Below are 22,825 nucleotides of genomic sequence, written 5' to 3' on the forward strand. Positions count from 1 at the left end.
GCGTTTTTCTCATACTAAATGCTAGGTGGTGAGAAACTGGAAGTTAGTTTTAGAAGTTACCCATTTTTCAAAAAAATAAGCCGCCTGATTGGACGACTTTATTTTTTTATAGGGAGATTATTATGAAAAAGTTTTAGGAGTTTAAGTTAAGGTCTTCTTAACTTATGAACTTAGTATACACTCCCTAGCTTAAAGTTTCCTTAAGTATTTTTAAAAATCAAATTTTTCCATTTTTCCTGCCAATTTTTCTTGGATAATCGTATTTGGTAGAGTTTCATTCGGTCTTCATTCTCTAAAAAATGAGGAGTTGGACGAACTTGAAAATTCAAAATATCCTCGAGACCGTATGGAGTAAAGAGTTCAAAAGCGGATTCTTCATTCAAGCGTAGTCCAACAGCCGTACATCTTTCTGGGTACTTACTCATAGCATCACGGGAACTGGTATAAGGACCAGTATGCGGGCTATGCTGGTGCATATAGACCTGATTTTTCAACTCCCATTGGTACTTAGGAAAGTCCTCTCGCAGTTTTTTCTCTAGGGATACTGTTTCCTCATAAGAAACATCTGGATCAAAGAAAATCACATCTACATCTGTTTCACAGTCAAAAGGGGATTTGTCTGATAAGAGATTCCAGATAAAATTTCTGACAGAACCTGCTGCCAACCACGAGTCTTTTAAGCCAAGGTACCGGATGATCGTCAGAATAGCCATCATATCCGGATTTTCTCTGAAAGCCTCTAGAATTTCTTGTTCATTTTTCACTGTATTCATAACCCAAGTGCTCATATGCCTTAGCAGTCGCCACCCGTCCAGAACGTGTCCGCATAATAAAACCTTTTTGAATCAAGTAAGGCTCATACATGTCTTCGACTGTCTCACGCTCTTCTGCTATGTTAACAGAAAGAGTTCCTAAACCAACAGGACCACCACCGTACATCTCAATCATGGTGCGAAGGATTTTTTGGTCCACATAGTCCAGACCTTCATGGTCAACATCCAGCATGGTCAAAGCCTTATCGGTAATAAGATCATCGATAACTCCATTCCCCATAATCTGGGCAAAATCGCGCACGCGCTTGAGGAGACGATTGGCAATACGAGGCGTCCCACGACTACGTAGGGCCAACTCAGATGCTGCCTCATGAGTGATTTCCATCTCAAAAATATCTGCCGTCCGCTCGACAATTTCTGTCAAGTCATCATGGGCATAATACTCCATATGACCAGTAATCCCAAAACGTGCCCGTAGTGGATTTGAGAGCATACCCGCACGGGTCGTCGCACCAATCAAGGTAAAAGGTGGCAACTCCAAATGAACACTGCGACTACCTTCACCAGCCCCAATCATGATATCAATGTAGAAGTCCTCCATAGCACTGTAAAGCACCTCTTCCACTGACATGGGCAAGCGATGAATCTCATCAATAAAAAGGACGTCCCCAGGCTCTAAGTCATTCAAAATCGCTACCAAGTCACCAGCTTTTTCAATGACTGGACCCGAAGTCTGCTTGAGATTGACTCCCAGTTCGTTGGCAATAACAAAGGCCATGGTCGTTTTCCCCAGACCTGGAGGTCCAAATAAGAGGACATGATCCAGCGCCTCATCTCGCATTTTTGCTGCTTCGATAAAGATTTGAAGCTGATCCTTGACCTTGTCTTGACCGATATATTCACGTAAATATTGGGGACGGAGGGTACGTTCTACCAACTCCTCATCACCCATTATCTCATTATCTAAAATTCTACTCATGGCTCTATTATATCAAAAAACCAAGCCACAAACAAAAAAGCCACCTGATTGGGTGACTCCCGAGTTGAGCACTTATGTGGTATAATATTCTACGGCACTTCTACACCGCCTACGAAAGGAGGTGAGATAGCCCATGATGGAATTAGTACTCAAAACTATCATCGGACCAATTGTGGTCGGTGTCGTTCTTCGCTTAGTCGATAAATGGCTAAACAAGGACAAATAGTGTCAAAAAAGACCCCAAGCTTATTTGGACGTGAGCTTGGGGTCTTTTCTAGCCCATGATATAGAACTAGTACTCAATTCCTTTTTATTATCCCATAGTTCACACATTTTGTCAAAGGTTTACATCATCCCCGCCAATTCCCCGACCAAAATCCGAAAAATACCGGAAAATATCGGAAAATATCGGAAAATGATTTTTAGAATAGTCCCAAAAAGCCTGAAATAGTGCAAAAAAACTCCACCTGATTGGGTGGAGTTAAGGGAGATTATTATGAAAAAGAAAAGTTTAGGATTTTATTAAATAAAGTTAGGAGGTCTTTATTTAATAACTATATGATACAAGACGAAGCTTAAAACTAGCTTAACTTTTCTCAAATTTTACTATTTTTCAAAAAATTTCTATCAGCAGCACCTAACCACGCAAAAAAGCCACCTGATTGAGTGGCTTCATTAGGAGATTATGATGAAAAAAGTTTTAGGATTTCATTAAATAAAGTTAGGAGGTCTTTATTTAATGATTATATAATACTAGACCATCCTTAAACTTTGCTTAAGAACAAACAAGTTTTATTATTTTTCTCTGTTTACCCAAATCATTCCTGTACAATCATAGGTGGATAAGGTTTCAAACCCCAAGGAACGATAAAATCCCAAATTTTTCTCTGTTTGGTCTGTCACCAGTTGAACTTGATAGGCATCTTTGTAATCCCCTAAAGCCTCTTTCACCAAGGTTCTACCAATTCCTTGGCGCTGATAGCTAGGCAAAACAATCAAATCCTGTACAAAAACTGATGAAAAACCATCTCCAACCAAACGAATCAAGCCCACCACAACATCACCATCAAGTGCCAGATAAATTACTAATGAATGAGACAAGGCCTGCTCCAACATCTGAGATTGATTTGTATAATTTGTCCAACCGACAGCCTGATAGAGATGCAAAACATCCTCAAGCTTGACGATTTCTTGCTTTCTAATCGTTATCATGTCATCACCTCTTAGAGCTCTCTTAAGCTCTTGTACTGTCGTCCATTTTTATCAAAGTTTTTAGGATGCAACCACGTTTCCAAACGAGATTTGACTTGGGGCCAGTCCTTATCAATCATAGACAACCAATCCGTATCCCTCGTACGCCCCTTGTAGACCACTGCCTGACGGAAGGTTCCTTCATAAATAAAGCCCAAACGTTCCGCTGCTCGTCTTGATGGCAAGTTAAGAGCATCGCATTTCCACTCATAGCGACGATAGTGAAGTTCTTCAAAAACATAGCAAGCCAAGAGATACTGAGCTTCGGTTCCAATCCGTGTCCCCTTGAGCTCTGGCGAAAAAGTGACAGCTCCCACTTCTATTACTCGGTTATTCTGGTCAATGCGCATAAGTGAAAAAGTTCCCAAAGCCTTACCAGTCTCCTTGTCTATGATGGCATAGTAAAAACGATCCTTACGAGCCAACATCTGATTTAAAAGGGTAACCAGCTCCTCCATATCTGCCACCGGTTCCTGAAAGAGGTAGGTCCACATCTCCCGAGGAGTATCAGGACCATAAACAGCTAGCAAATCCTCCGCATGCTTTTCCACAGAAAGAGCCTCTATCCTAGTATAACCCCCTTCTAAGAAATCAATAGCAGGTAATTTACCAGACGTGTGACCGACTAAAGGCTCACCAATCATCTGACCATATTCATTTACTGGCATAACTTTCTCCTTTTGGCAGTTTTAAACTTTTTACTCAACCCTATTTAAATTGTCCTATCTGCTAATTTCAAGTTTTTTATCAATTTCATTTAACAATTTTTCTGCATCTTCCTTATTTAAAACATTTTCTTGTGCTACATAGTTTCTACAAATATTCAGAGCCACAATCTGATCTGCTTTATCAAAAGATTCAAACATAATACTCACTGCGTCACTAGGACCTCCCCCCATTTTTTCGTCTACTCCTCTCAAAAATGTAAGAAGCTTTACGCCTGTTTCTTGACGACACAATTCATACAAATTAATGTATTCACCATATTTTTCCGACTCATAATCAGGAAGCTTCCCCCTAGATTTTACCTGCGAATAGAAATAAATTAGTGCCTTATTTTGAATGACATAATTTATTTTTCTAATATATTTTAATCCCTCTATTAAGAGCCAAATAAAATAGATTATCAGAATACCAAACAGTGATATCCATATGAAACCAACACTAAATTGAACGCGAGGATAAGTTTCATTAATAGAAACTATAAAATTTTTGGCTCCAAAATAATGAATAATAGATAACAAATTCGTTGCCATTAGCAAAGTTGCAAAAGATTTTGTAAATAAAAATTGATATACTTCAGACTGTGTCCTTATAATTTCATTTGGAGATATTCCAAAAATATTGCTTGATTTATCATTTGAAAAACTAAAGAAAGTAATAAAAACTGCAAAGAGAGTGTCTAAAGTTAGTGTCAAAGTTAAACTTTCCTGGTCCCAAGGAAAATTTTTAAAATAATATGCACCCACTATTGATATTACTAACACTACAATAAATAATAAAATTTCACATTTCCTGCTATTGTTCACTAATCTATTCATTCCGACCTCTTCTAAAAGTAACTCTAAAGTTCATACTCTAGAGTTACTTCTTTTTATTTCACAACAATATTAACGAGTTTGTTAGGTACTGCAATCACCTTCACGATTTCCTTACCGTCAATTTCTGCTTTGACTTTTTCATCCGCTAGAGCAATTTCTTGCAATTCTTCGCGTGATAGATCTTTAGCAACCATGAGTTTGGCACGAACTTTTCCTTTGATTTGGACAACGATTTCGATTTCGTCTTCAACCAATTTGCTTTCGTCCCATGTTGGCCAAGCCACGTAAGAGATTGACTCACCTGTTGCTGCAACAGTTTGCCAGAGCTCTTCTGCTAAGTGAGGAGCAAATGGTGCAATCAACTGAACGAAGCCTTTAGCGTAGTCCACATAGAGCTTGTCTTCCTTGTTAGCGGCGTTGACAAAGACCATAAGTTGGGCAATAGCTGTGTTGAATTTCATGGATTCGATTTGCTCAGTGACAGATTTAACGGTTTCGTTATAAACCTTGTCAAGATCACCATTATTTTCCGCAACGATTTCTTTACTTGTAATCAAACGGTAAACACGGTCAAGGAACTTACGGCTTCCTTCCAAACCTTCTTCTGACCAAGCGATTGAAGCATCAAGTGGTCCCATGAACATTTCATAGACACGAAGGGTGTCAGCACCGTATTGTTCCACCACATCATCTGGGTTGACAACGTTCTTGAGGGATTTAGACATCTTAGCTGGCGCTTGCTCCAACTCCTCTCCTGTTTCCACATGGAAGAAAGAACCGTCACGTTTTTCAACCTTATCGGTTGCCACAAGAGCGCCACGGTGGTCACGGTAGCTTGTTCCCAAAATCATCCCTTGGTTAAAGAGTTTTTGGAATGGTTCCTTAGTCGGAACAACACCGAGGTCATAGAGGAATTTGTGCCAAAAACGAGCATAAAGCAAGTGAAGAACAGCATGCTCTGCACCACCCACGTAGATATCTACTGGCAACCATTGTTTGAGAAGGTCCTCATCAGCCAATTTCTCAGTATTGTGTGGGTCAATATAGCGGAGGTAGTACCAGCTTGAACCAGCCCACTGTGGCATAGTATTGGTTTCACGACGACCTTTGACGCCATCTTCACGAGTCACTTCAAGCCAGTCTGTCAAGTTAGCTAGTGGACTTTCACCAGTACCTGAAGGACGGATATCCTTGGTTACAGGCAAGACAAGTGGCAATTCACTTTCAGGGACAGCTGTTGAAGTTCCATCTTCCCAATGAATGATAGGAATTGGCTCACCCCAGTAACGTTGACGGCTAAAGAGCCAGTCGCGGAGACGGTAGGTAACCTTCTCTTGTCCACAGCCTTTTTCTTCCAACCAAGCCACAATCTTGGCAATCGCGTCTTCTTTGTTGAGTCCATCTAGGAAGTCTGAATTAACGTGAAGGCCATCTTCTGTGTAGGCAGCTTCTTCAACGTTTCCACCTTCAAGTACTTCTACGATTGGAAGGTCAAATTGTTTGGCAAATTCCCAGTCACGTTGGTCGTGGGCAGGCACAGCCATGACCGCACCTGTACCATAGCTAGCAAGAACATAGTCGGCAATCCAGATTGGAATTTCCTTACCATTGGCAGGGTTGATGGCATAAGCACCAGTCCAAACACCAGTTTTTTCTTTAGCAAGGTCTGTACGAGCCAAGTCAGACTTAAGGCTAGCTTGGTGTTTATAGTCTGCTACTGCCTCTGCTTGCTCTGGACTTGTGATAGCGTCAACCAAATCATGTTCAGGAGCCAAAACAGTGAAAGTCGCACCGAAAAGGGTGTCCGGACGAGTGGTAAAGACTGTGAATTCCTTGTCTGTTCCCTTAACTTTAAAAGTTACATTAGCACCAGTTGATTTCCCAATCCAGTTGCGCTGCATGTCCTTGATAGACTCTGGCCAATCAAGTTCATCTAAGTCATTGAGCAAACGCTCTGCGTAGGCCGTGATTTTGAGCATCCATTGGCGCATTGGTTTGCGGACAACTGGATAGCCTCCACGCTCAGAAGTTCCGTCAGGAAGCACTTCTTCATTGGCAATGGCAGTTCCCAATTCCTCAACCCAGTTTACTGGCACTTCAGCTTCATAGGCCAAGCCTTTTTCGTAAAGCTTGGTGAAAATCCATTGAGTCCACTTGTAGTAGTTTGGATCTGTTGTATTGACTTCACGATCCCAGTCATAAGAAAATCCAAGCGCATTGATTTGGCGTTTGAAGTTAGCAATGTTCTCAGCTGTAAATTCTGCTGGGTCATTACCAGTATCCATAGCATATTGCTCTGCAGGCAAACCAAAGGCATCCCAACCCATTGGGTGAAGGACATTGTAGCCTTGCGCACGTTTGTAACGGCTGAGGATATCGGTTGCGGTATAACCTTCTGGGTGTCCTACGTGCAATCCAGCTCCAGACGGGTAAGGGAACATGTCAAGTGCATAAAACTTAGGTTTTGAGGCATCTGTTCCTGTCTTAAATGTATGATGTTCTGCCCAGTAGCCCTGCCACTTAGGCTCAATTTCTTTATGATTGTAAAAACTCATGGTCTCTCTCCAATTTTGTGATGTTACTATTATACCATTTTTGAGGGAATTTGGTCTCGTTCTATTCTATACTTTTCTATTTTACCTTGCTCTAGAATTTTTAAACTGCTATACTTATAACAGAAAACCCTTCCAAGGAGGTAGCGGATGTCTCATTCCTTTAAAAAATCTCTCCAAAAAGAAATTCTCCATAGAAGCTCTATCGCAGCCTTTGTGACCTCTCTTTTACTACTCATTTTACTTTTTGGTTTTTCCTATGTTTTACAAAAGCAACAACTATCCAAAGACACGAGACAGATTGTCAAACAAGTTCAAGAGATGAAAGAAGCAAATAGTGAGCTCCTGACTACCATGAACCATAAAATGATTCCTGGATTTTTGGACGGCAAACACACAGAGAGAGAAGTCTTTAGCTTATTTTACGAGACAAAAGCTAAATTAAAACTTAGTTCTGACCTCATTATCCTAAGTGATACAGGTGAATTACTATTTAGTACCAATCGAAATCACCAAGAAAGTATTTTATCTCCCTACTATCTAAAACTGCTCATTCAAAATCCTTCTCAAGATAAAGTTACAGAAAAAATTGCACTTTCTTCAGACAAGCAACACTACACACTCTTTATCAAACCACTACTTCAAAACCAACGAGTTAAAGCCTATACTATTGCTTTCGTAAATGAGAATGATTTCATCTCAAGTTTCCCAATGATAAATTCTAAATACATCATTACCGATAGCTTTGGAAATATGTTTTCTAACAATACAAATCAGTTTACTCGTTCCACTCTGGAAAAATTTGATGAAAAACTCCTACACTCTCGCACCCACTGGTATGCGAATGAACCGCTTATTGTTCAAAAAGAAAAAGTCGGTGCTATTTTTTCAATCTATACTTTTCAATCCTTTTTTCCCATTCCTAGCTTACTCGGCCTAGCCTCCGTCCTCACCTTATGTATATTCTTCCTCTACTTCTGGCAAGCAAGGCGAATTGCTCATAAAATTGCCACACACAATGCTGTTCCTATTGAAAGTTTGGTTTACCAACTTCAAGAAATTCCTAAACAAGCAGAAAAAAGGCTTTCTCTACAAACAGGTGATGAGTTTGAGTTTATGGCAGAAAAAATCAACAATATGTTGTACGAATTAGATCAACTTCATCAAAAAATGTTGACCATCGAAAAAGAAAAGTGGATTTTTGAAAGAAAAATGCTGGAAGCTCAGTTCAATCCTCATTTTCTCTACAATACACTTGAGACGATTAAAATCACTTCTTTAATGGATGCAGATCTCACACAAGATCTGATTCAAAACCTCACGCGCATTCTTCGCTACAGTATCACCGATTTAGAAAAAGAAACAACCATTTGCCAAGATTTAAAGATTATAGAGGATTACCTTATTATTCATAAGATTCGTTTTGAGCACTTTTCTTATGATATTGTCTGTCCAGAAACTGTCGATAATCAGCCTATACCTAAGCTTTTCTTGCTTCCTCTAGTAGAAAATGCTATAAAATATGGGATGCAATACCGTATTGATCTTCATATTGATATCCAAATTACCTTGGAAGAAGATTCTCTGACTTTTTTTGTCAAGGATAATGCCGGAGGGCTCACAAAACAAGAGCGACTCGCTATTTTAGACTCTTTAGAAAGCCCTCATACCCAACATGGCATCGTTAACAGCTACAAACGATTGAGCAATTTCTTTTCTGATGTCCAGCTAGATTTAGGAGTCAATCGCCATGGAGAAACTTGGGTCAAATTTATAACGAAAGGACTAACTCATGTTTAAGCTCATTATCGTAGAAGATGAACACCTCATTCGAAAATGGCTAGAGATTGCCGTAGACTACTCTGCCCTAGGTATCCAAGTCGTAGGAACTGCCAGTCACGGTCAAGAGGGAATGAAACTCATCCAAGAAAAAGAACCTCATATTGTCTTAACAGACATCACCATGCCAATTATGGATGCTTTTATGATGTTTGAAGCCACTCGTACTCTCTCCTATGAAAAAGTTATCTTATCAGGTTATAACGATTTTCAAAATGCCAAAAAAGCCATGCAATATGGGGCAGTTGATTTTCTATCCAAACCAATTGATACCAAGGAATTGACAGAATGTCTTCACAAAATTGTTTTGCGATTACGAGTTAGCACTTATCAAGAAACTCCTTTTTTAGAAGAATATCAAACTTTACTCACCTCTATCCAACAAGTTGATACACAAAACCAAATCATTCAGCAAATTCTTGAATTTGTGCACCAACATTACTTCATGCACTTTACCATTTCTAGCATTGCAGAGAATCTAGGATATAGTGAAAGTTATCTATATAAGGTTATCAAAGAAGACTTCCCAATGACGCTAAATGAATATATCTTACGCTACCGCCTCAAGCAAGCTATAGATAAAATGGCTGAGTCCCCTAATTCTCCCTTAAGCGATATCTCTGAACAAGTTGGATTTTCAGACTATAAATATTTTGCAAAAGTTTTTAAAAAGTATCTCCATATTTCTCCAAAAGAATTAAAACTTATGGATAAAAATCATTGATGTAAAAGGATTGCTCAACTCTAGCAATCTTTTTATTTTGTACTTTTACCCAATGAAAATCAAAGTGCTAACTACTCAAATCATAGCTTTGAGATTGCAGATAAAATGATGTGCATTGAAGAGGATTACCATCGAAATCCCAGCTACAGTTTACCCATCCTTGCTCGAGACACCCATTTTCTATTTCCCGTTTTAGATTTCTTTAAGGTTTTTATTATATCCTGTAGAACTCTACAATTTAAAGACATTAACAATCTAGGTAGAGAAAATGTTCGTAAAAAAGGAGATACTTATGAAAAAAATACTATTCTTTCTCTCTTGTGGCTGGATATTCCTTTCTTTATCAGGATGTTCTTCACCTATAGAAGCGGAAACTAGCACTGAAAAAGATTCAGATAGCACTTTGGTTGTCTACTCGCCTAACCCTGAAGATCTTATCGAAGAAACAATCCCAGCCTTCGAAGAAAAATATGGTATTAAGGTTGATTTAGTACAAGCCAGCACTGGTGAATTATTCAAAAAAGCTGAGGCCGAAAAAGAATCCCCTGTAGCTGATGTCATTTTCGGAGGCTCCTACGCCCTCTTCTCTTCTAACGAAAAACTTTTTGAACCTTATATTTCTCAAGAGAACGACCAGATAATTCCTGAATATCAAAATAAAACAGGATTCTACACACCTTATACACTGGATGTCAGTGTCATCATTGCCAATTCAGCTCTTACAAAAGATATAAAAATTGAAGGTTACAATGATCTACTCAATCCTAAATTAAAAGGAAAAATTGCTACTGCTGATCCTAGTAATGCTTCTAGCGCCTTTGCTCAATTAACAAACATGCTTATAGATCAAGGTGGATACGAAAATGAACAGGCTTGGAACTATGTGAAAAATCTATTTACTCTAGTAGATGGAAAAATTGCATCTAGCTCTTCAAATGTTTACAAAGCTGTCGCCGATGGGGAAATGGCTGTTGGACTCACCTATGAAGACCCTGCCTTAAAACTCTTAAATGATGGAGTTGATGTAAAAGTCATTTATCCAAAAGAAGGAACCGTCTTTTTACCTGGTAACGCGGCTATCGTCAAAAATGCCAAACACATGGAAAATGCCAAGAAATTTATCGATTTCCTCCTTTCTCAAGAAATCCAAGATAAGCTAGGAACTGAAACTACAATCAGACCCATTCGTAAAAATGCTAAAACCAATAAAAATATGAAGGCTATGACAGAAATCAATATTGCCACTGAAGATTCAGATTATGTCATCAAAAACAAATCCGCTATTCTTAAAAAGTACAATGACATTTTTACAGATATTCAATCTAAAAAATAAAATTTGACTTTCCAATGATTAACTGTCGTACCCTAGTATAAAATCAAAAAGATTACTTCCGTTTTTGTAGAGAATTTTACCCTAATAGAATAGAATTATCGGTTTTAAAAACGCTTACATTATTTTAAAATAAACTTAAATAACATAACGGAGGTATCCATCATGAAAAAGAAATGGATGTATTATGCTGCTTGCGGACTAGCTCTTTTTGGTCTTGCCGCTTGTTCTTCTAATGAATCTGCCGATGACAGTTCATCTGATAAAGGAGACGGCGGTTCGCTAGTCGTTTATTCACCAAACTCAGAGGGCTTAATCGGAGCAACTATTCCTGCCTTTGAAGAAAAATATGGTATCAAAGTAGAACTGATTCAAGCTGGTACTGGAGAACTTTTCAAAAAACTAGAGTCAGAAAAAGAAGCTCCTGTAGCTGATGTCATCTTTGGTGGTTCTTATACACAATATGCTACCCACGGAGAACTCTTTGAAAACTATACTTCAAAAGAAAATGATAATGTTATCAAAGAATATCAAAACACAACTGGCTACTCCACACCTTATACACTAGATGGTAGTGTTTTAATCGTCAATCCCGATTTAACGAAAGGCATGAACATCGAAGGATATAGCGACCTTCTCAAACCTGAACTAAAAGGAAAAATCGCAACTGCTGACCCAGCAAACTCTTCTAGCGCCTTTGCTCAATTAACAAATATGCTACAAGCTCAAGGTGGTTACAAAGACGATAAAGCCTGGTCTTATGTAAAAGATCTCTTCACACTTATTGATGGTAAAATCGGTTCAAGCTCATCTGGTGTCTATAAAGCAGTCGCTGACGGAGAAATGGCTGTTGGTCTCTCTTATGAAGATCCAGCAGTTAAACTCTTAAATGACGGAGCTAATATCAAGGTAGTCTATCCAAAAGAAGGAACCGTCTTCCTACCTGCTAGTGCTGCTATCGTTAAAAAAGCGAAAAATATGGAAAATGCCAAGAAATTTATCGATTTTATTATCTCTCAAGAAGTACAAGATACACTTGGTACAACCACTACTAACCGTCCTGTTCGTAAAAATGCCAAAACAAGCGAAAACATGAAACCAATTGACAAAATCAAAACACTCACTGAAGATTATGATTATGTCATCAAGAATAAATCAGATATCGTTAAGAAATACAACGAAGTCTTTACAGATATCCAATCTAAACAGTAAAAGAGGTTCACTATGAGTGAGATCAAAATTATTAACGCCAAAAAAATCTACCACGATGTCCCTGTTATTGAGAATTTGAACATTACAATTCCAAAAGGAAGTCTCTTTACCCTTCTTGGACCTTCAGGGTGTGGGAAAACGACACTTCTTCGTATGATTGCAGGTTTCAACAGTATCGAAGGCGGAGAATTTTACTTCGATGATACAAAAATCAATAATATGGAACCCAGCAAACGCAATATCGGCATGGTTTTCCAAAACTACGCTATTTTCCCACATTTGACTGTTCGAGATAATGTTGCTTTTGGTCTCAAGCAAAAGAAAGTCCCTAAAGAAGAATTGGTACAACAGACCAATAAATATCTTGAACTCATGCAAATTGCTCAATATGCGGATCGAAAGCCCGATAAACTTAGTGGTGGACAACAACAACGTGTCGCCTTGGCACGCGCCTTAGCTGTTAATCCAAGTGTTCTCCTCATGGACGAGCCGCTTAGTAACCTAGATGCCAAACTTCGCTTGGATATGCGTCAAGCCATTAGAGAAATCCAACACGAAGTGGGAATTACAACTGTTTATGTAACCCACGACCAAGAAGAAGCCATGGCTATTTCAGACCAAATTGCTGTTATGAAAGATGGGGTGATCCAACAAATCGGTCGGCCAAAAGAACTCTATCATAAACCAGCTAATGAGTTTGTAGCAACCTTTATCGGACGCACAAATATTATCCCTGCCAATCTCGAAAAACGGAGCGACGGTGCTTATATCGTCTTTTCAGACGGCTATTCTCTTCGTATGCCAACTCTTGACCACGCAGAGGAACAGGCTATTCATGTAAGCATTCGTCCTGAAGAGTTTATCAAAGATGAGTCTGGAGATATTGAAGGAACTATTAGCGATAGCGTCTATCTTGGACTAAATACTGAATATTTCATCGAGACAGGCTTTGCCTCAAAAATTCAAGTTAGCGAAGAATCAACTTTTGAAGAAGATCTACAAAAAGGCGATCGTATTCGTCTACGAATCAATACTCAAAAATTAAACGTCTTTTCTGCAGATGGTTCGCAAAACCTGATAAAAGGAGTCAACCATGGAACGTAAAAAACTAAATATTTGGACAGCCTCCTCTTTCTTCATCTTTCTTACCTATCTTGTCTTTCTCGTTTATCCTATCGTTACCGTGCTCAAGCAAGCACTCATACATGAAGGGCAATTCTCACTAGCTAATTTTGTCACTTTCTTTAGTAAAGCCTACTACTCTGAGACACTAGTCAACAGTTTCAAGGTTTCCATTACCGCTACTGTCACTTCCTTAGTTGTAGGAACCCTATTAGCTTACCTCTTTTCCATGTATGATTTCAAGGGAAAGAAATTTCTACAAATATTGATTATCATTGCTTCCATGTCAGCTCCTTTCGTGGGAGCCTACTCCTGGATTCTCTTGCTGGGACGAAATGGGGTCATCACAAAATTTCTGACAAATGCCCTTCATCTTCCAGCTATCGATATTTATGGATTCAAAGGAATTGTACTTGTCTTTACACTGCAACTATTCCCACTGGTATTTCTATACGTTGCTGGGACAATGAAAAGTATTGACAATTCTCTACTTGAAGCTGCTGAAAGCATGGGGTCCTTCGGATTTAAGCGTATCGTAACGGTTGTTTTACCTCTCCTAGTTCCAACCTTACTAGCAGCTGCCCTACTTGTATTTATGAGAGCATTCTCAGACTTTGGAACACCGATGTTGATTGGTGAAGGATATCGGACTTTCCCAGTCTTGATTTATACCCAATTTATTAGCGAGGTTGGAGGAAATTCTGCTTTTGCATCTGCTTTAGCAATTATGGCGATTATCATCGCCTTGGCAATTTTCCTTATCCAAAAATACATTTCAAATCGCTACAGTTTCAGCATGAATTCGCTCCATCCAATTGAGCCTAAAAAAACAACAAAAGGAAAAATGGCTGCCATTTATGCAACAGTCTACGGAATTATCTTGTTCTCTGTTCTACCTCAAGTCTACTTGATTTATACTTCTTTCCTAAAAACATCAGGTATGGTATTTGTCAAAGGTTATTCTCTAAACAGTTACAAGGTAGCTTTCAATCGTATGGGATCTGCTATTTTCAATACCATTCGTATCCCTTTGATTGCCTTAGTTCTAGTTGTCCTATTCGCAACATTTATCTCCTACCTAGCCGTTAGAAAACGGAATTTGTTTACAAACTTAATTGATAGCCTCAGTATGGTTCCTTATATTGTACCAGGAACCGTTCTAGGGATTGCCTTCATTTCTTCCTTCAATACCGGTCTATTTGGAAGTGGATTTCTTATGATTACAGGGACAGCTTTCATCTTAATTATGTCTCTATCTGTCAGAAGATTACCCTATACTATTCGCTCATCTGTTGCTAGTTTGCAACAAATAGCACCAAGTATTGAAGAAGCCGCGGAAAGCTTAGGAAGTAGTCGTCTCAATACCTTTGCCAAGATTACAACTCCAATGATGCTATCTGGTATTATTTCTGGAGCCATCCTATCTTGGGTCACAATGATTTCAGAACTCTCTACTTCTATCCTCCTCTACAATGTCAAAACAAGAACAATGACTGTAGCTATTTATACAGAGGTTCTCAGAGGAAATTACGGTGTAGCCGCAGCCTTGTCAACTATCCTGACTGTTCTAACGGTAGGTTCCTTGCTCTTGTTTATGAAAATCTCTAAAAGCAATAGCATTACACTTTAGTTTTCCCCATCAAAAACAGCCGAAAGGATTACCCTCGGCTGTTTTTTCTTATCTTTATATTCTTATCAAATCCCTAGTTCATGACAAGCAAGTCTAGACTGATTAAATAGAGACTTCCTCCATCTTCTCCCGTCCTAGTTCTCGGTAACTACGGTCGCCGACAACTTCTACGCTAAACTGGCCTTCCTCATATTCAAGGATTGTCACGCTGCCATTATCTAGACCATGCGGATGCATGCCATTAATCAAATAAACAATGGTTCCAATGGTCATTCCGTGACTGACAACGAGAGCGTTGCCCCCACCTTGTTCTTCCATTTCTTTGGCAATCGCTTCAAAACCTTCCTTGATTCGGCTACTGAGTTTTTCCCATCCTTCAGCCCAACCAGCTGTATCGACCTCTACCAAGCCCTCAGCCAGTTCAGCATAAGACAATTGGTGAACATGTTCCACATTAAAGATACGAGGAATAATGCCCATGAAAAGATCGCCATCGTAGGCTCCATCAAAACTACCGAAACACCATTCTCTGATACGCTTGTCCATGCGGTAAGGGATTTTCCCCTGCAAACCAAGTTCTTCAAGGATAATTCCCATGGTCTGAATGGTGCGCCCTGAATCACTCGAATAAGCGCGCTCAAACTGTAGACCAGACTCTCGCAAACCAATTCCTAATTCTTGAATCCCTCGCTCACCTTCAGCTGTTAAGGGAGTATCGCTCCAACCTTGCGCGCGACCAATCGTGTTAAACATAGTCTTGCCATGACGTACCAAATACAATCGTACTTTTACCATTTTCCGTCCTCCGTTTGTTTCTATTATATCATGGATGATAAAACAAAAGCCACCCATACAGGCGACTTTTGCAGGAGATTATTATGAAAAAGTTTAGGAGTTCTATTAAATAAAGATATTAGATGAAAATCAAATTCAAACTAAATCAGTGTTATCTGTTTCAAATAATATTAGGAGGTCTTTATTTAATGATTATAGTATACACATCTAACCTTAAATAGAACTTAAAACATTAAACCCATTCACCTTTTTCATTTACTTTATAACCGTTAATGGTCATATTTTTTGCTAGTTTTCCATCGGCTAGCAAGTAATACCACTTATCTCCATCCTTAATCCATTGGTTACGAGCGTACTTGCCGTCTTGGTTCAGATAATACCAACTATCATACTGAGAATCAAATATCCACTCACTCTTAGCCATGTAACCGCCACGTTTTAGGTAGTATTCGCCCTGCCAAGCTTTCTCCACATAACTACCAGTTGAATCTACATAAAACCAGCTCTTATAGTCTTCATCATAAATCCATTCACTCGCAGCCATTGAAGCATCTGCTTTTAGATAATAACGGCCTACCCAACGGTTTCTTACAAGATTACCCGAAAGGTCATTATAGTACCATTTGCCAGACTCTTTAAACCACTTACTTGCTTGATAATCCTTCTTAGTCTCTCCATTAGAGGAAACAGTAGACTGAGATGAAGTTGAAACTGAAGCTGAGGTTGAAGTCCCAGTAGAAACTGCTTGAATAGCCTCTTCTTTTGTCACCTTAGGCTTAACTTTGCCTTGGTAAACAGCTTCAATACGCTTAGTAAAGACAGATAACTCTTCAGGGGATAGCATGTGTCTTACAGTCTCTTCCTTATATACAAGACCTGCTTCTTTCCTGATTTTGTGTATCCCCTCTTCAACTATATCATCAATCTTACTAAACATAGAAACTTTATCTGCTTTTGAAAGTGTATCATCATTACTAATGGCTGTCTTCTCCATGAAAGCAACAGCATTAATTTCTCTGATATTTTTTTCCGTAGGAATTAAACTAGGGCTCCATTTATCAACTTTGTTATAAAAAGTTGATAATTTTTGAACATACTCTTTTAATGTTAAGTTACTATCATTGTATGGCTCATCATCGCCAAAATGACGAGACCGAGGTAACGACCAGCCTGTTAATGGTCCGTAAAAACTTTTTAAATCGCTAATTAGTTTTTCCTTCTCAACAGATGAGTATAAATTACTATCTTTTTCTACTTGCTGAAGTAGTAAGTCAAATTTTTTTATTCTAGCAATATCAAAAACATATTCTAAAGAGTTAGGCATATCACCTTTCATTCTATTAATAGTTCCTTCTATGTCAGACGAATAGTAATGATCTCTTTTTGAAAATCTATTTATATTTTCCTCTCTCTCCTCTATCACCTCATCTATTTTTTTAACTATGGCATTCTTGAGTTTTAAAACATCAGCCTCTTTAAATTGTACAGTATTCCAATCAATGTCATCAATTTCTTTTAATAATTTTTTCTTTACTTGTTCAGAATAATTTCTAAGTGCACTCTCTAAATCTGACCATGTTTTGTAAAAACTCTCATTACTAGAATTGTTATCATTTTCCTGCGCATAAACTACTTGATTGGCAAAAGTTGGGACTAGTAAAGTCGACAGTCCTAAAGCTACTAAAGCACGTTTCATTTCTTTTTTCATCAATTTCTCCTATTTTCTTAATTTTTAAAACTATGAATTGGTGCTGGGATTTGTCCTCCACGAGAGATGAAATCAACAGACGAAGCCCCATTGACCTTCATAACGGGTGCAGTACCTAATAGACCACCAAACTCAATCATGTCTCCTTCTTTTCCTTTAGGAATGATACGAACAGCTGTTGTTTTCATATTAATGACACCAATTGCAGCTTCATCTGCAATCATAGCCGCAATGGTTTCAGCAGGTGTATCCTCCGGAATGGCAATCATATCCAAACCAACTGAACAGATAGCCGTCATAGCTTCTAGTTTTTCCAAATTAAGAGAACCATTTTGCACTGCAGCAATCATCCCCTCATCCTCAGAAACAGGGATAAAGGCACCAGACAAACCTCCAACTTGGTTGCAGGCCATCACTCCACCCTTCTTAACTTGGTCGTTCAAGAGAGCCAAGGCAGCCGTCGTTCCATGCGTTCCAACTGTCTCTAGCCCCATTTCCTCAAGGACACGTGCTACAGAATCTCCAACAGCAGGTGTTGGTGCCAAACTCAAGTCTACAATACCAAACTCCACACCCAGTCTCTCACTGGCCATCTGACCAACCAATTGACCGATACGAGTAATCTTGAAGGCAGTCTTCTTGACCGTTTCGGCTACTACATCAAAGCTCTGTCCACGAACTTTTTCCAAGGCACGTTTCACCACACCAGGACCGGAAACTCCGACATTGATGATAACATCTGCCTCCCCAACACCATGGAAGGCACCCGCCATAAATGGATTGTCCTCAACAGCATTAGCGAATACAACCAACTTAGCTGCCCCCATATCAGATAGAGTTGCCGTTTCCTTGATAACTCGTCCCATATCTGCGACAGCCGTCATATTGATACCAGACTTGGTTGAGCCGATATTGACTGACGAGCAGACCTTGTCTGTTTCAGCCAAAGCGCGAGGAATAGAATTGATAAGAATCTCATCTCCCTTTTGATACCCCTTCTGTACCAAGGCAGAAAAACCACCGATAAAGTCCACTCCAATCTCTTTCGCAGCCTTATCAAGCGCTTTTGCCAGCACAACATAGTCCGTCGAATCTGTCGCTGCTCCAATCAGAGAAATAGGAGTCACAGATACACGCTTATTAACGATAGGAATTCCCAACTCAGCTGCAATTTCATCGCCAACAGTCACTAAATTAGCTGCTTTGGTCGTAATCTTTTGATAAATTTTCTCCGCAGCACGATTGATATCTGGATCGATACAGTCCAAAAGGGAAATCCCCATGGTAATGGTTCTGATATCGAAGTTCTGCTCCTCAATCATAGCAATGGTTTCAGTAACTTGTCTAATATCCATGTGCACCTCCTAGATATTATACATAGCTTCGAAAATCGCTGCACTCTGAATATTAATTTTTACATTCAAAGTTTCCCCGAAAGCTTCAAATTCATTACGAAGATAGGTAAAATCTTGCTTTTCATCACTAGAGACGACAGCCATCATCGTGAAATATTCATCCAAGACAGTTTGAGAGATATCGTCTATGTTCAAACCCAATTCTGCAATTTTACTAGAAACACCTGCAACAATTCCAGATTTATCTTTACCAACAACAGTTATAATCGCTTTCATAAGCAAACTCCAATTCTTCTTTTAATAGGAAACCTGAACATTAAACAGGATTCTTTTCAATTAGTATAGCATAATTCCAACTAAAATACTCAAAAACGCCTGCTTACGAAGTTGTTCTTAAGCAAAAAACAATTTCGTAAACAAGCGTCTACTATCCCAACTTATGATGAGTGTTCCCGCTAGGACCGAAATCCTAGCGGTAGACCAGAGCTAGACTAAGAGCACAAGACTCCATCATCATAACACTCAACAAAATTGATGATTTTATACTAATTCGATGATCGCCATTGGCGCTGCATCACCACGACGTGGTTCAGTTTTAAGGATACGAGTGTATCCACCGTTACGTTCAGCATAACGAGGTGCGATTTCTGAGAACAATTTTTGAAGTGCTGTAGTAGAAGTGTACTTATCAGTTGCTTCATCATAGTTTTCAGATGCGATTTCATTACGTACGAAAGCAGCTGCTTGACGACGTGCATGCAAATCACCACGTTTACCTAGAGTAATCATTTTTTCAACAGTTTTACGGATTTCTTTAGCACGAGCTTCAGTTGTCACGATTGATTCGTTGATCAAAAGGTCAGTTGTCAAATCGCGAAGCATTGCTTTACGTTGTGAGCTAGTGCGTCCTAGTTTACGGTAAGCCATTTATTCCTCCTTTATTTATCTTTTAATCCAAGACCCAAATCAATGAGTTTGAGTTTCACTTCTTCCAAACTCTTGCGTCCAAGATTTCGTACTTTCATCATCTCTGCTTCAGATTTTTCTGTCAAATCATGCACAGTATTGATACCGGCACGTTTCAAACAGTTGTATGAACGCACAGACAAGTCCAGTTCCTCAATCGTACGATCCAAAATACGGTCGTCAGATTCAGTATCAGCTTCTTTCATCACTTCAGTTGACTTAGCAATCTCAGTAAGATTTGTAAACAAATCAAGATGTTCTGTCAAGATACGTGCTGAAAGCCCTAATGCATCTTCTGGAATAATTGTTCCATTAGTTAAGATTTCAAGGGTTAATTTGTCAAATCCATCATTGCTACCTACACGAGCAGGTTCCACTTGATAGTTGACTTTTGTAACTGGTGTATAAATAGAATCTACAGCAAGTGTTCCAACTGGTGCATTATCCTTTTTATTTTCATCTGCAGGTACATATCCACGACCACTGTTAACAGTCATAGTCGCTTTTAGAGAAGAACCTTCACCGATTGTAAAAAGATAATGATCTGGATTTACAATTTCAATATCGCTATCTGTCAAAATATCACCAGCTGTTACTTCAGCAGGACCTTCAACATCTAGTTCGATGATTTTTTCGTCTTCAACGTACGATTTCACTGCAATTCCTTTAATGTTCAGAATGATTTGCATCACGTCTTCACGAACACCCGGAACTGTGTCAAACTCATGTAACACACCATCAATGTTGATAGATGTCACAGCTGCTCCTGGTAGAGAAGCTAGAAGTACACGACGAAGAGAGTTACCAAGAGTTGTACCGTAGCCACGTTCAAGTGGTTCGATTACAAACTTGCCATAATCTTTATTTTCATCAATTTTTGTTATATTTGGTTTTTCAAACTCGATCATTTAGTTACTCCCTCTTAAACGAAAAGCAGTGTAATGCGATGATTATACACGGCGACGTTTTGGAGGACGAGCACCATTGTGTGGCACTGGAGTCACATCACGAATTGCTGTTACTTCAAGACCAGCGGCAGCAAGCGCACGAATAGCTGACTCACGACCAGAACCTGGACCTTTTACAGTAACTTCAACTGATTTAAGACCGTGTTCTTGTGCAGATTTAGCAGCAGCTTCAGAAGCCATTTGAGCAGCGAATGGTGTAGATTTACGAGAACCTTTGAAACCAAGAGCACCAGCTGATGACCAAGCAATTGCATTACCATGCACATCAGTAATCATAACAATAGTGTTATTAAATGTAGCGTGAATATGAGCAATACCAGATTCGATATTCTTTTTCACACGACGTTTACGTGTTGGTTTAGCCAAGACTTTTACCTCCTATATTATTTTTTCTTACCAGCGATCGCAACAGCTTTACCTTTACGAGTGCGAGCGTTGTTTTTAGTGTTTTGTCCACGGACAGGAAGTCCACGACGGTGACGGATACCACGGTATGAACCGATTTCCATCAAACGTTTGATGTTCAAGTTTACTTCACGACGAAGGTCACCTTCAACTTTGATTGCATCCACTTCACGACGGATAGCATCTTCTTGATCTGATGTAAGATCACGTACACGAACATCTTCTGAGATTCCAGCAGCTGCCAAAATTTTCTTAGATGTTGCAAGTCCGATACCATAAACATAAGTCAATGAGATTACTACGCGTTTGTCATTTGGAATGTCAACTCCAGCAATACGAGCCATGTTTTCTCCTTTCTATCTTATCCTTGACGTTGTTTGTGTTTTGGATTTGCTGGGCAAATTACCATAACACGACCATTACGACGAATAACTTTACAGTATTCGCAAATTGGTTTGACCGATGGTCTTACTTTCATTTCTTATCCCTCCAAGTTTTTCGATTATTTAAAGCGGTAAGTGATACGTCCACGTGTCAAGTCATATGGACTCATTTCGACAGTAACACGATCTCCCGCTAAAATACGAATATAGTTTTTACGAATTTTACCAGAAACTGTTGCTAAAATCTGATGTCCATTTTCAAGTTCAACCGTAAACATTGCATTCGGCATTGTATCAACTACTTTGCCTTCAACTTCAATCACATCGTCTTTTGCCACGCAAAAGCACCTCCATAAATTTCGATTCGATGCCTCTAGACACAGAGACAACAATTATAAGTCAGACTATCTCAGTATAACATTTATAGCTGATTTTTGCAAGTGTGAAAAGCGCTTTATTTCAAATTTGTCAATACTTTTTCGATATCTGAGAAAACATCATTGATATCTTGATTACCTTCGATGTCATGAACCAAACCTTTGGCACGGTAGTGAGCAATGATTGGTTCCCCTTGAGCAATATTCACATCCAAACGACGTTTGACTGTCTCAGGCTTATCATCTTCACGTTGGTAGTAATCTTCTTCTTTATAATCAACTGGTGGGTTAAAGACCTTGTGGAAAGTTTCTCCAGTTACGCGGTGGATGATACGGCCACTCAAACGTTCCAAGAGGCTATCTGGATTCACTTCAATGTTAATAACACCTTCTAGTTCAATGCCAAGTTCAGCCAATGTTTTGTCCAAGGCATGAGCTTGTTCGATTGTACGTGGATAACCATCCAACAAGAATCCTGTTTCTTTAATATCATCTTGTGAAAGACGTTCTTTTACGATTCCATTTGTAACTTCGTCAGGAACCAATTCACCCTTGTCAATGTATGACTTAGCAAGAACACCCATTTCAGTTTGATTTGCCATTGCAGCGCGGAACATATCACCTGTTGAGATATGTGCAACATGGAATTGTTCTACGATTTTTGCTGCTTGAGTTCCCTTACCTGCACCAGGTAAGCCCATAATCAAAAGATTCATGATCTGATCTCCTTATTTTATTTTTAAATAGAAGCAAAAAGTCTTTTCACCCCTATTTAAAAACAAAATAGAAGAGGGGAGACCAAACTCTCACAAATGTTAGAGTTAAACCTCCACTCCCTCAGTATTTACTGATTTATACTCAATGAAAATCAAAGAGCAAACTAGGAAGCTAGCCGCAGGTTGCTCAAAACACTGT

At 39.1% G+C, this 22,825-nt stretch carries 24 protein-coding genes; 7 read left to right on the forward strand and 17 right to left on the reverse strand.

The annotated features are described in order from the left end of the window. Nucleotides 1-200 precede the first annotated feature (200 nt). Entirely contained in the window at nt 201-773 is a 573-nt protein-coding gene (locus ADI86_RS03450) for a nucleotidyltransferase family protein (protein ID WP_049531806.1), read from the reverse strand. Then, nucleotides 754-1,752 carry a Holliday junction branch migration DNA helicase RuvB gene (ruvB, locus tag ADI86_RS03455; protein ID WP_080983160.1) on the reverse strand — a complete coding sequence of 333 codons (999 nt, stop codon included), beginning with the start codon at nt 1,750-1,752 and terminating at the stop codon, nt 754-756. The genes ADI86_RS03450 and ruvB overlap by 20 nt, the downstream gene beginning before the upstream one ends. 133 nt (nt 1,753-1,885) lie before the next feature. On the opposite strand from ruvB, the gene ADI86_RS03460 reads away from it, so the two are divergent. Then, nucleotides 1,886-1,978 (forward strand): type I toxin-antitoxin system Fst family toxin, encoded by a 93-nt coding sequence (locus tag ADI86_RS03460; protein WP_000970382.1) that lies wholly within the window; start codon nt 1,886-1,888, stop codon nt 1,976-1,978. A gap of 569 nt (nt 1,979-2,547) precedes the next feature. Here ADI86_RS03460 and ADI86_RS03465 read toward each other — a convergent pair. The 4 genes from ADI86_RS03465 to leuS are packed head-to-tail and all read right to left on the reverse strand — an operon-like array spanning nt 2,548 to nt 7,099. Continuing rightward, a complete protein-coding gene (locus ADI86_RS03465) occupies nt 2,548-2,964 on the reverse strand; it encodes a GNAT family N-acetyltransferase (protein WP_049531808.1) in 417 nt (138 codons plus the stop codon). 11 nt (nt 2,965-2,975) lie between these two features. Further along, complete coding sequence (locus tag ADI86_RS03470) at nt 2,976-3,671, reverse strand: GNAT family N-acetyltransferase (protein WP_049531809.1); 696 nt, start codon at nt 3,669-3,671, stop codon at nt 2,976-2,978. 54 nt (nt 3,672-3,725) lie between these two features. Then, nucleotides 3,726-4,544, reverse strand: coding sequence for a hypothetical protein (locus ADI86_RS03475; protein ID WP_049531810.1), 819 nt, complete (start codon nt 4,542-4,544; stop codon nt 3,726-3,728). Nucleotides 4,545-4,597: 53 nt separating this feature from the next. Then, nucleotides 4,598-7,099 (reverse strand): leucine--tRNA ligase, encoded by a 2,502-nt coding sequence (gene leuS / locus ADI86_RS03480; protein WP_049531811.1) that lies wholly within the window; start codon nt 7,097-7,099, stop codon nt 4,598-4,600. A 147-nt stretch (nt 7,100-7,246) separates the two neighbouring features. Here leuS and ADI86_RS03485 point away from each other — a divergent pair, with 147 nt between their 5' ends. The 6 genes from ADI86_RS03485 to ADI86_RS03510 all read left to right on the forward strand — a co-directional run bounded on the left by ADI86_RS03485 (nt 7,247) and on the right by ADI86_RS03510 (nt 14,953). Beyond that, nucleotides 7,247-8,896, forward strand: a complete 1,650-nt coding sequence (locus tag ADI86_RS03485) for a sensor histidine kinase (protein ID WP_049531812.1) — start codon at nt 7,247-7,249, stop codon at nt 8,894-8,896. Next, nucleotides 8,889-9,659, forward strand: a complete 771-nt coding sequence (locus ADI86_RS11010; RefSeq protein WP_080983161.1) for a response regulator transcription factor — start codon at nt 8,889-8,891, stop codon at nt 9,657-9,659. Before ADI86_RS03485 ends, ADI86_RS11010 begins: the two co-directional genes overlap by 8 nt. A gap of 292 nt (nt 9,660-9,951) precedes the next feature. Beyond that, nucleotides 9,952-10,992: an ABC transporter substrate-binding protein gene (locus ADI86_RS03495; RefSeq protein ID WP_049531813.1), complete on the forward strand. Its 1,041-nt coding sequence runs from the start codon at nt 9,952-9,954 to the stop codon at nt 10,990-10,992. Nucleotides 10,993-11,154: 162 nt separating this feature from the next. Then, complete coding sequence (locus ADI86_RS03500) at nt 11,155-12,201, forward strand: ABC transporter substrate-binding protein (RefSeq protein WP_049531814.1); 1,047 nt, start codon at nt 11,155-11,157, stop codon at nt 12,199-12,201. Nucleotides 12,202-12,213: 12 nt separating this feature from the next. After that, nucleotides 12,214-13,305, forward strand: a complete 1,092-nt coding sequence (locus ADI86_RS03505) for an ABC transporter ATP-binding protein (protein ID WP_049531815.1) — start codon at nt 12,214-12,216, stop codon at nt 13,303-13,305. Next, nucleotides 13,295-14,953, forward strand: a complete 1,659-nt coding sequence (locus ADI86_RS03510; protein WP_049531816.1) for an ABC transporter permease — start codon at nt 13,295-13,297, stop codon at nt 14,951-14,953. The genes ADI86_RS03505 and ADI86_RS03510 overlap by 11 nt, the downstream gene beginning before the upstream one ends. A 102-nt stretch (nt 14,954-15,055) precedes the next feature. Here ADI86_RS03510 and ADI86_RS03515 read toward each other — a convergent pair whose 3' ends face one another. From ADI86_RS03515 to ADI86_RS03565, 11 genes are all read right to left on the reverse strand, one after another. After that, the gene (locus ADI86_RS03515) at nt 15,056-15,748 is read right to left on the reverse strand and encodes a histidine phosphatase family protein (protein WP_049531817.1); all 693 of its coding nucleotides are present in this window, start codon (nt 15,746-15,748) and stop codon (nt 15,056-15,058) included. A 232-nt stretch (nt 15,749-15,980) separates the two neighbouring features. Continuing rightward, complete coding sequence (locus tag ADI86_RS03520; protein ID WP_049531818.1) at nt 15,981-17,456, reverse strand: choline-binding protein C; 1,476 nt, start codon at nt 17,454-17,456, stop codon at nt 15,981-15,983. A gap of 17 nt (nt 17,457-17,473) precedes the next feature. Continuing rightward, a complete protein-coding gene (locus ADI86_RS03525; protein ID WP_049531819.1) occupies nt 17,474-18,811 on the reverse strand; it encodes a PFL family protein in 1,338 nt (445 codons plus the stop codon). 9 nt (nt 18,812-18,820) lie between these two features. After that, nucleotides 18,821-19,087 (reverse strand): ACT domain-containing protein, encoded by a 267-nt coding sequence (locus ADI86_RS03530; RefSeq protein WP_049531820.1) that lies wholly within the window; start codon nt 19,085-19,087, stop codon nt 18,821-18,823. A 264-nt stretch (nt 19,088-19,351) separates the two neighbouring features. Further along, nucleotides 19,352-19,738, reverse strand: coding sequence for a 50S ribosomal protein L17 (rplQ, locus tag ADI86_RS03535; RefSeq protein ID WP_000331493.1), 387 nt, complete (start codon nt 19,736-19,738; stop codon nt 19,352-19,354). Between the two features lie 11 nt (nt 19,739-19,749). Beyond that, nucleotides 19,750-20,685, reverse strand: a complete 936-nt coding sequence (locus ADI86_RS03540) for a DNA-directed RNA polymerase subunit alpha (protein WP_000568988.1) — start codon at nt 20,683-20,685, stop codon at nt 19,750-19,752. A gap of 42 nt (nt 20,686-20,727) precedes the next feature. After that, a complete protein-coding gene (gene rpsK / locus ADI86_RS03545) occupies nt 20,728-21,111 on the reverse strand; it encodes a 30S ribosomal protein S11 (protein ID WP_001118385.1) in 384 nt (127 codons plus the stop codon). 17 nt (nt 21,112-21,128) lie between these two features. Further along, nucleotides 21,129-21,494 carry a 30S ribosomal protein S13 gene (gene rpsM, locus ADI86_RS03550; RefSeq protein WP_000090781.1) on the reverse strand — a complete coding sequence of 122 codons (366 nt, stop codon included), beginning with the start codon at nt 21,492-21,494 and terminating at the stop codon, nt 21,129-21,131. A 17-nt stretch (nt 21,495-21,511) separates the two neighbouring features. Beyond that, the gene (rpmJ, locus tag ADI86_RS03555; protein WP_001808836.1) at nt 21,512-21,628 is read right to left on the reverse strand and encodes a 50S ribosomal protein L36; all 117 of its coding nucleotides are present in this window, start codon (nt 21,626-21,628) and stop codon (nt 21,512-21,514) included. 24 nt (nt 21,629-21,652) lie between these two features. After that, entirely contained in the window at nt 21,653-21,871 is a 219-nt protein-coding gene (gene infA / locus ADI86_RS03560) for a translation initiation factor IF-1 (protein WP_001029883.1), read from the reverse strand. A gap of 116 nt (nt 21,872-21,987) precedes the next feature. Further along, on the reverse strand, nt 21,988-22,626 hold the full coding sequence (locus tag ADI86_RS03565; protein ID WP_001050436.1) for an adenylate kinase: 639 nt from the start codon (nt 22,624-22,626) through the stop codon (nt 21,988-21,990). Nucleotides 22,627-22,825: the final 199 nt, after the last annotated feature.

This window comes from Streptococcus pseudopneumoniae, from assembly GCF_001074975.1.
Taxonomy (GTDB): domain Bacteria; phylum Bacillota; class Bacilli; order Lactobacillales; family Streptococcaceae; genus Streptococcus; species Streptococcus pseudopneumoniae_D.

Coding starts and splice junctions, on each gene's coding strand:
- ADI86_RS03450 (WP_049531806.1), bottom strand. CDS start 773: ATGAATACAGTGAAAAATGAACAAGAAATTCTAGAGGCTTTCAGAGAA.
- ruvB (WP_080983160.1), bottom strand. CDS start 1,752: ATGAGTAGAATTTTAGATAATGAGATAATGGGTGATGAGGAGTTGGTA.
- ADI86_RS03460 (WP_000970382.1), top strand. CDS start 1,886: ATGATGGAATTAGTACTCAAAACTATCATCGGACCAATTGTGGTCGGT.
- ADI86_RS03465 (WP_049531808.1), bottom strand. CDS start 2,964: ATGATAACGATTAGAAAGCAAGAAATCGTCAAGCTTGAGGATGTTTTG.
- ADI86_RS03470 (WP_049531809.1), bottom strand. CDS start 3,671: ATGCCAGTAAATGAATATGGTCAGATGATTGGTGAGCCTTTAGTCGGT.
- ADI86_RS03475 (WP_049531810.1), bottom strand. CDS start 4,544: ATGAATAGATTAGTGAACAATAGCAGGAAATGTGAAATTTTATTATTT.
- leuS (WP_049531811.1), bottom strand. CDS start 7,099: ATGAGTTTTTACAATCATAAAGAAATTGAGCCTAAGTGGCAGGGCTAC.
- ADI86_RS03485 (WP_049531812.1), top strand. CDS start 7,247: ATGTCTCATTCCTTTAAAAAATCTCTCCAAAAAGAAATTCTCCATAGA.
- ADI86_RS11010 (WP_080983161.1), top strand. CDS start 8,889: ATGTTTAAGCTCATTATCGTAGAAGATGAACACCTCATTCGAAAATGG.
- ADI86_RS03495 (WP_049531813.1), top strand. CDS start 9,952: ATGAAAAAAATACTATTCTTTCTCTCTTGTGGCTGGATATTCCTTTCT.
- ADI86_RS03500 (WP_049531814.1), top strand. CDS start 11,155: ATGAAAAAGAAATGGATGTATTATGCTGCTTGCGGACTAGCTCTTTTT.
- ADI86_RS03505 (WP_049531815.1), top strand. CDS start 12,214: ATGAGTGAGATCAAAATTATTAACGCCAAAAAAATCTACCACGATGTC.
- ADI86_RS03510 (WP_049531816.1), top strand. CDS start 13,295: ATGGAACGTAAAAAACTAAATATTTGGACAGCCTCCTCTTTCTTCATC.
- ADI86_RS03515 (WP_049531817.1), bottom strand. CDS start 15,748: ATGGTAAAAGTACGATTGTATTTGGTACGTCATGGCAAGACTATGTTT.
- ADI86_RS03520 (WP_049531818.1), bottom strand. CDS start 17,456: ATGAAAAAAGAAATGAAACGTGCTTTAGTAGCTTTAGGACTGTCGACT.
- ADI86_RS03525 (WP_049531819.1), bottom strand. CDS start 18,811: ATGGATATTAGACAAGTTACTGAAACCATTGCTATGATTGAGGAGCAG.
- ADI86_RS03530 (WP_049531820.1), bottom strand. CDS start 19,087: ATGAAAGCGATTATAACTGTTGTTGGTAAAGATAAATCTGGAATTGTT.
- rplQ (WP_000331493.1), bottom strand. CDS start 19,738: ATGGCTTACCGTAAACTAGGACGCACTAGCTCACAACGTAAAGCAATG.
- ADI86_RS03540 (WP_000568988.1), bottom strand. CDS start 20,685: ATGATCGAGTTTGAAAAACCAAATATAACAAAAATTGATGAAAATAAA.
- rpsM (WP_000090781.1), bottom strand. CDS start 21,494: ATGGCTCGTATTGCTGGAGTTGACATTCCAAATGACAAACGCGTAGTA.
- rpmJ (WP_001808836.1), bottom strand. CDS start 21,628: ATGAAAGTAAGACCATCGGTCAAACCAATTTGCGAATACTGTAAAGTT.
- ADI86_RS03565 (WP_001050436.1), bottom strand. CDS start 22,626: ATGAATCTTTTGATTATGGGCTTACCTGGTGCAGGTAAGGGAACTCAA.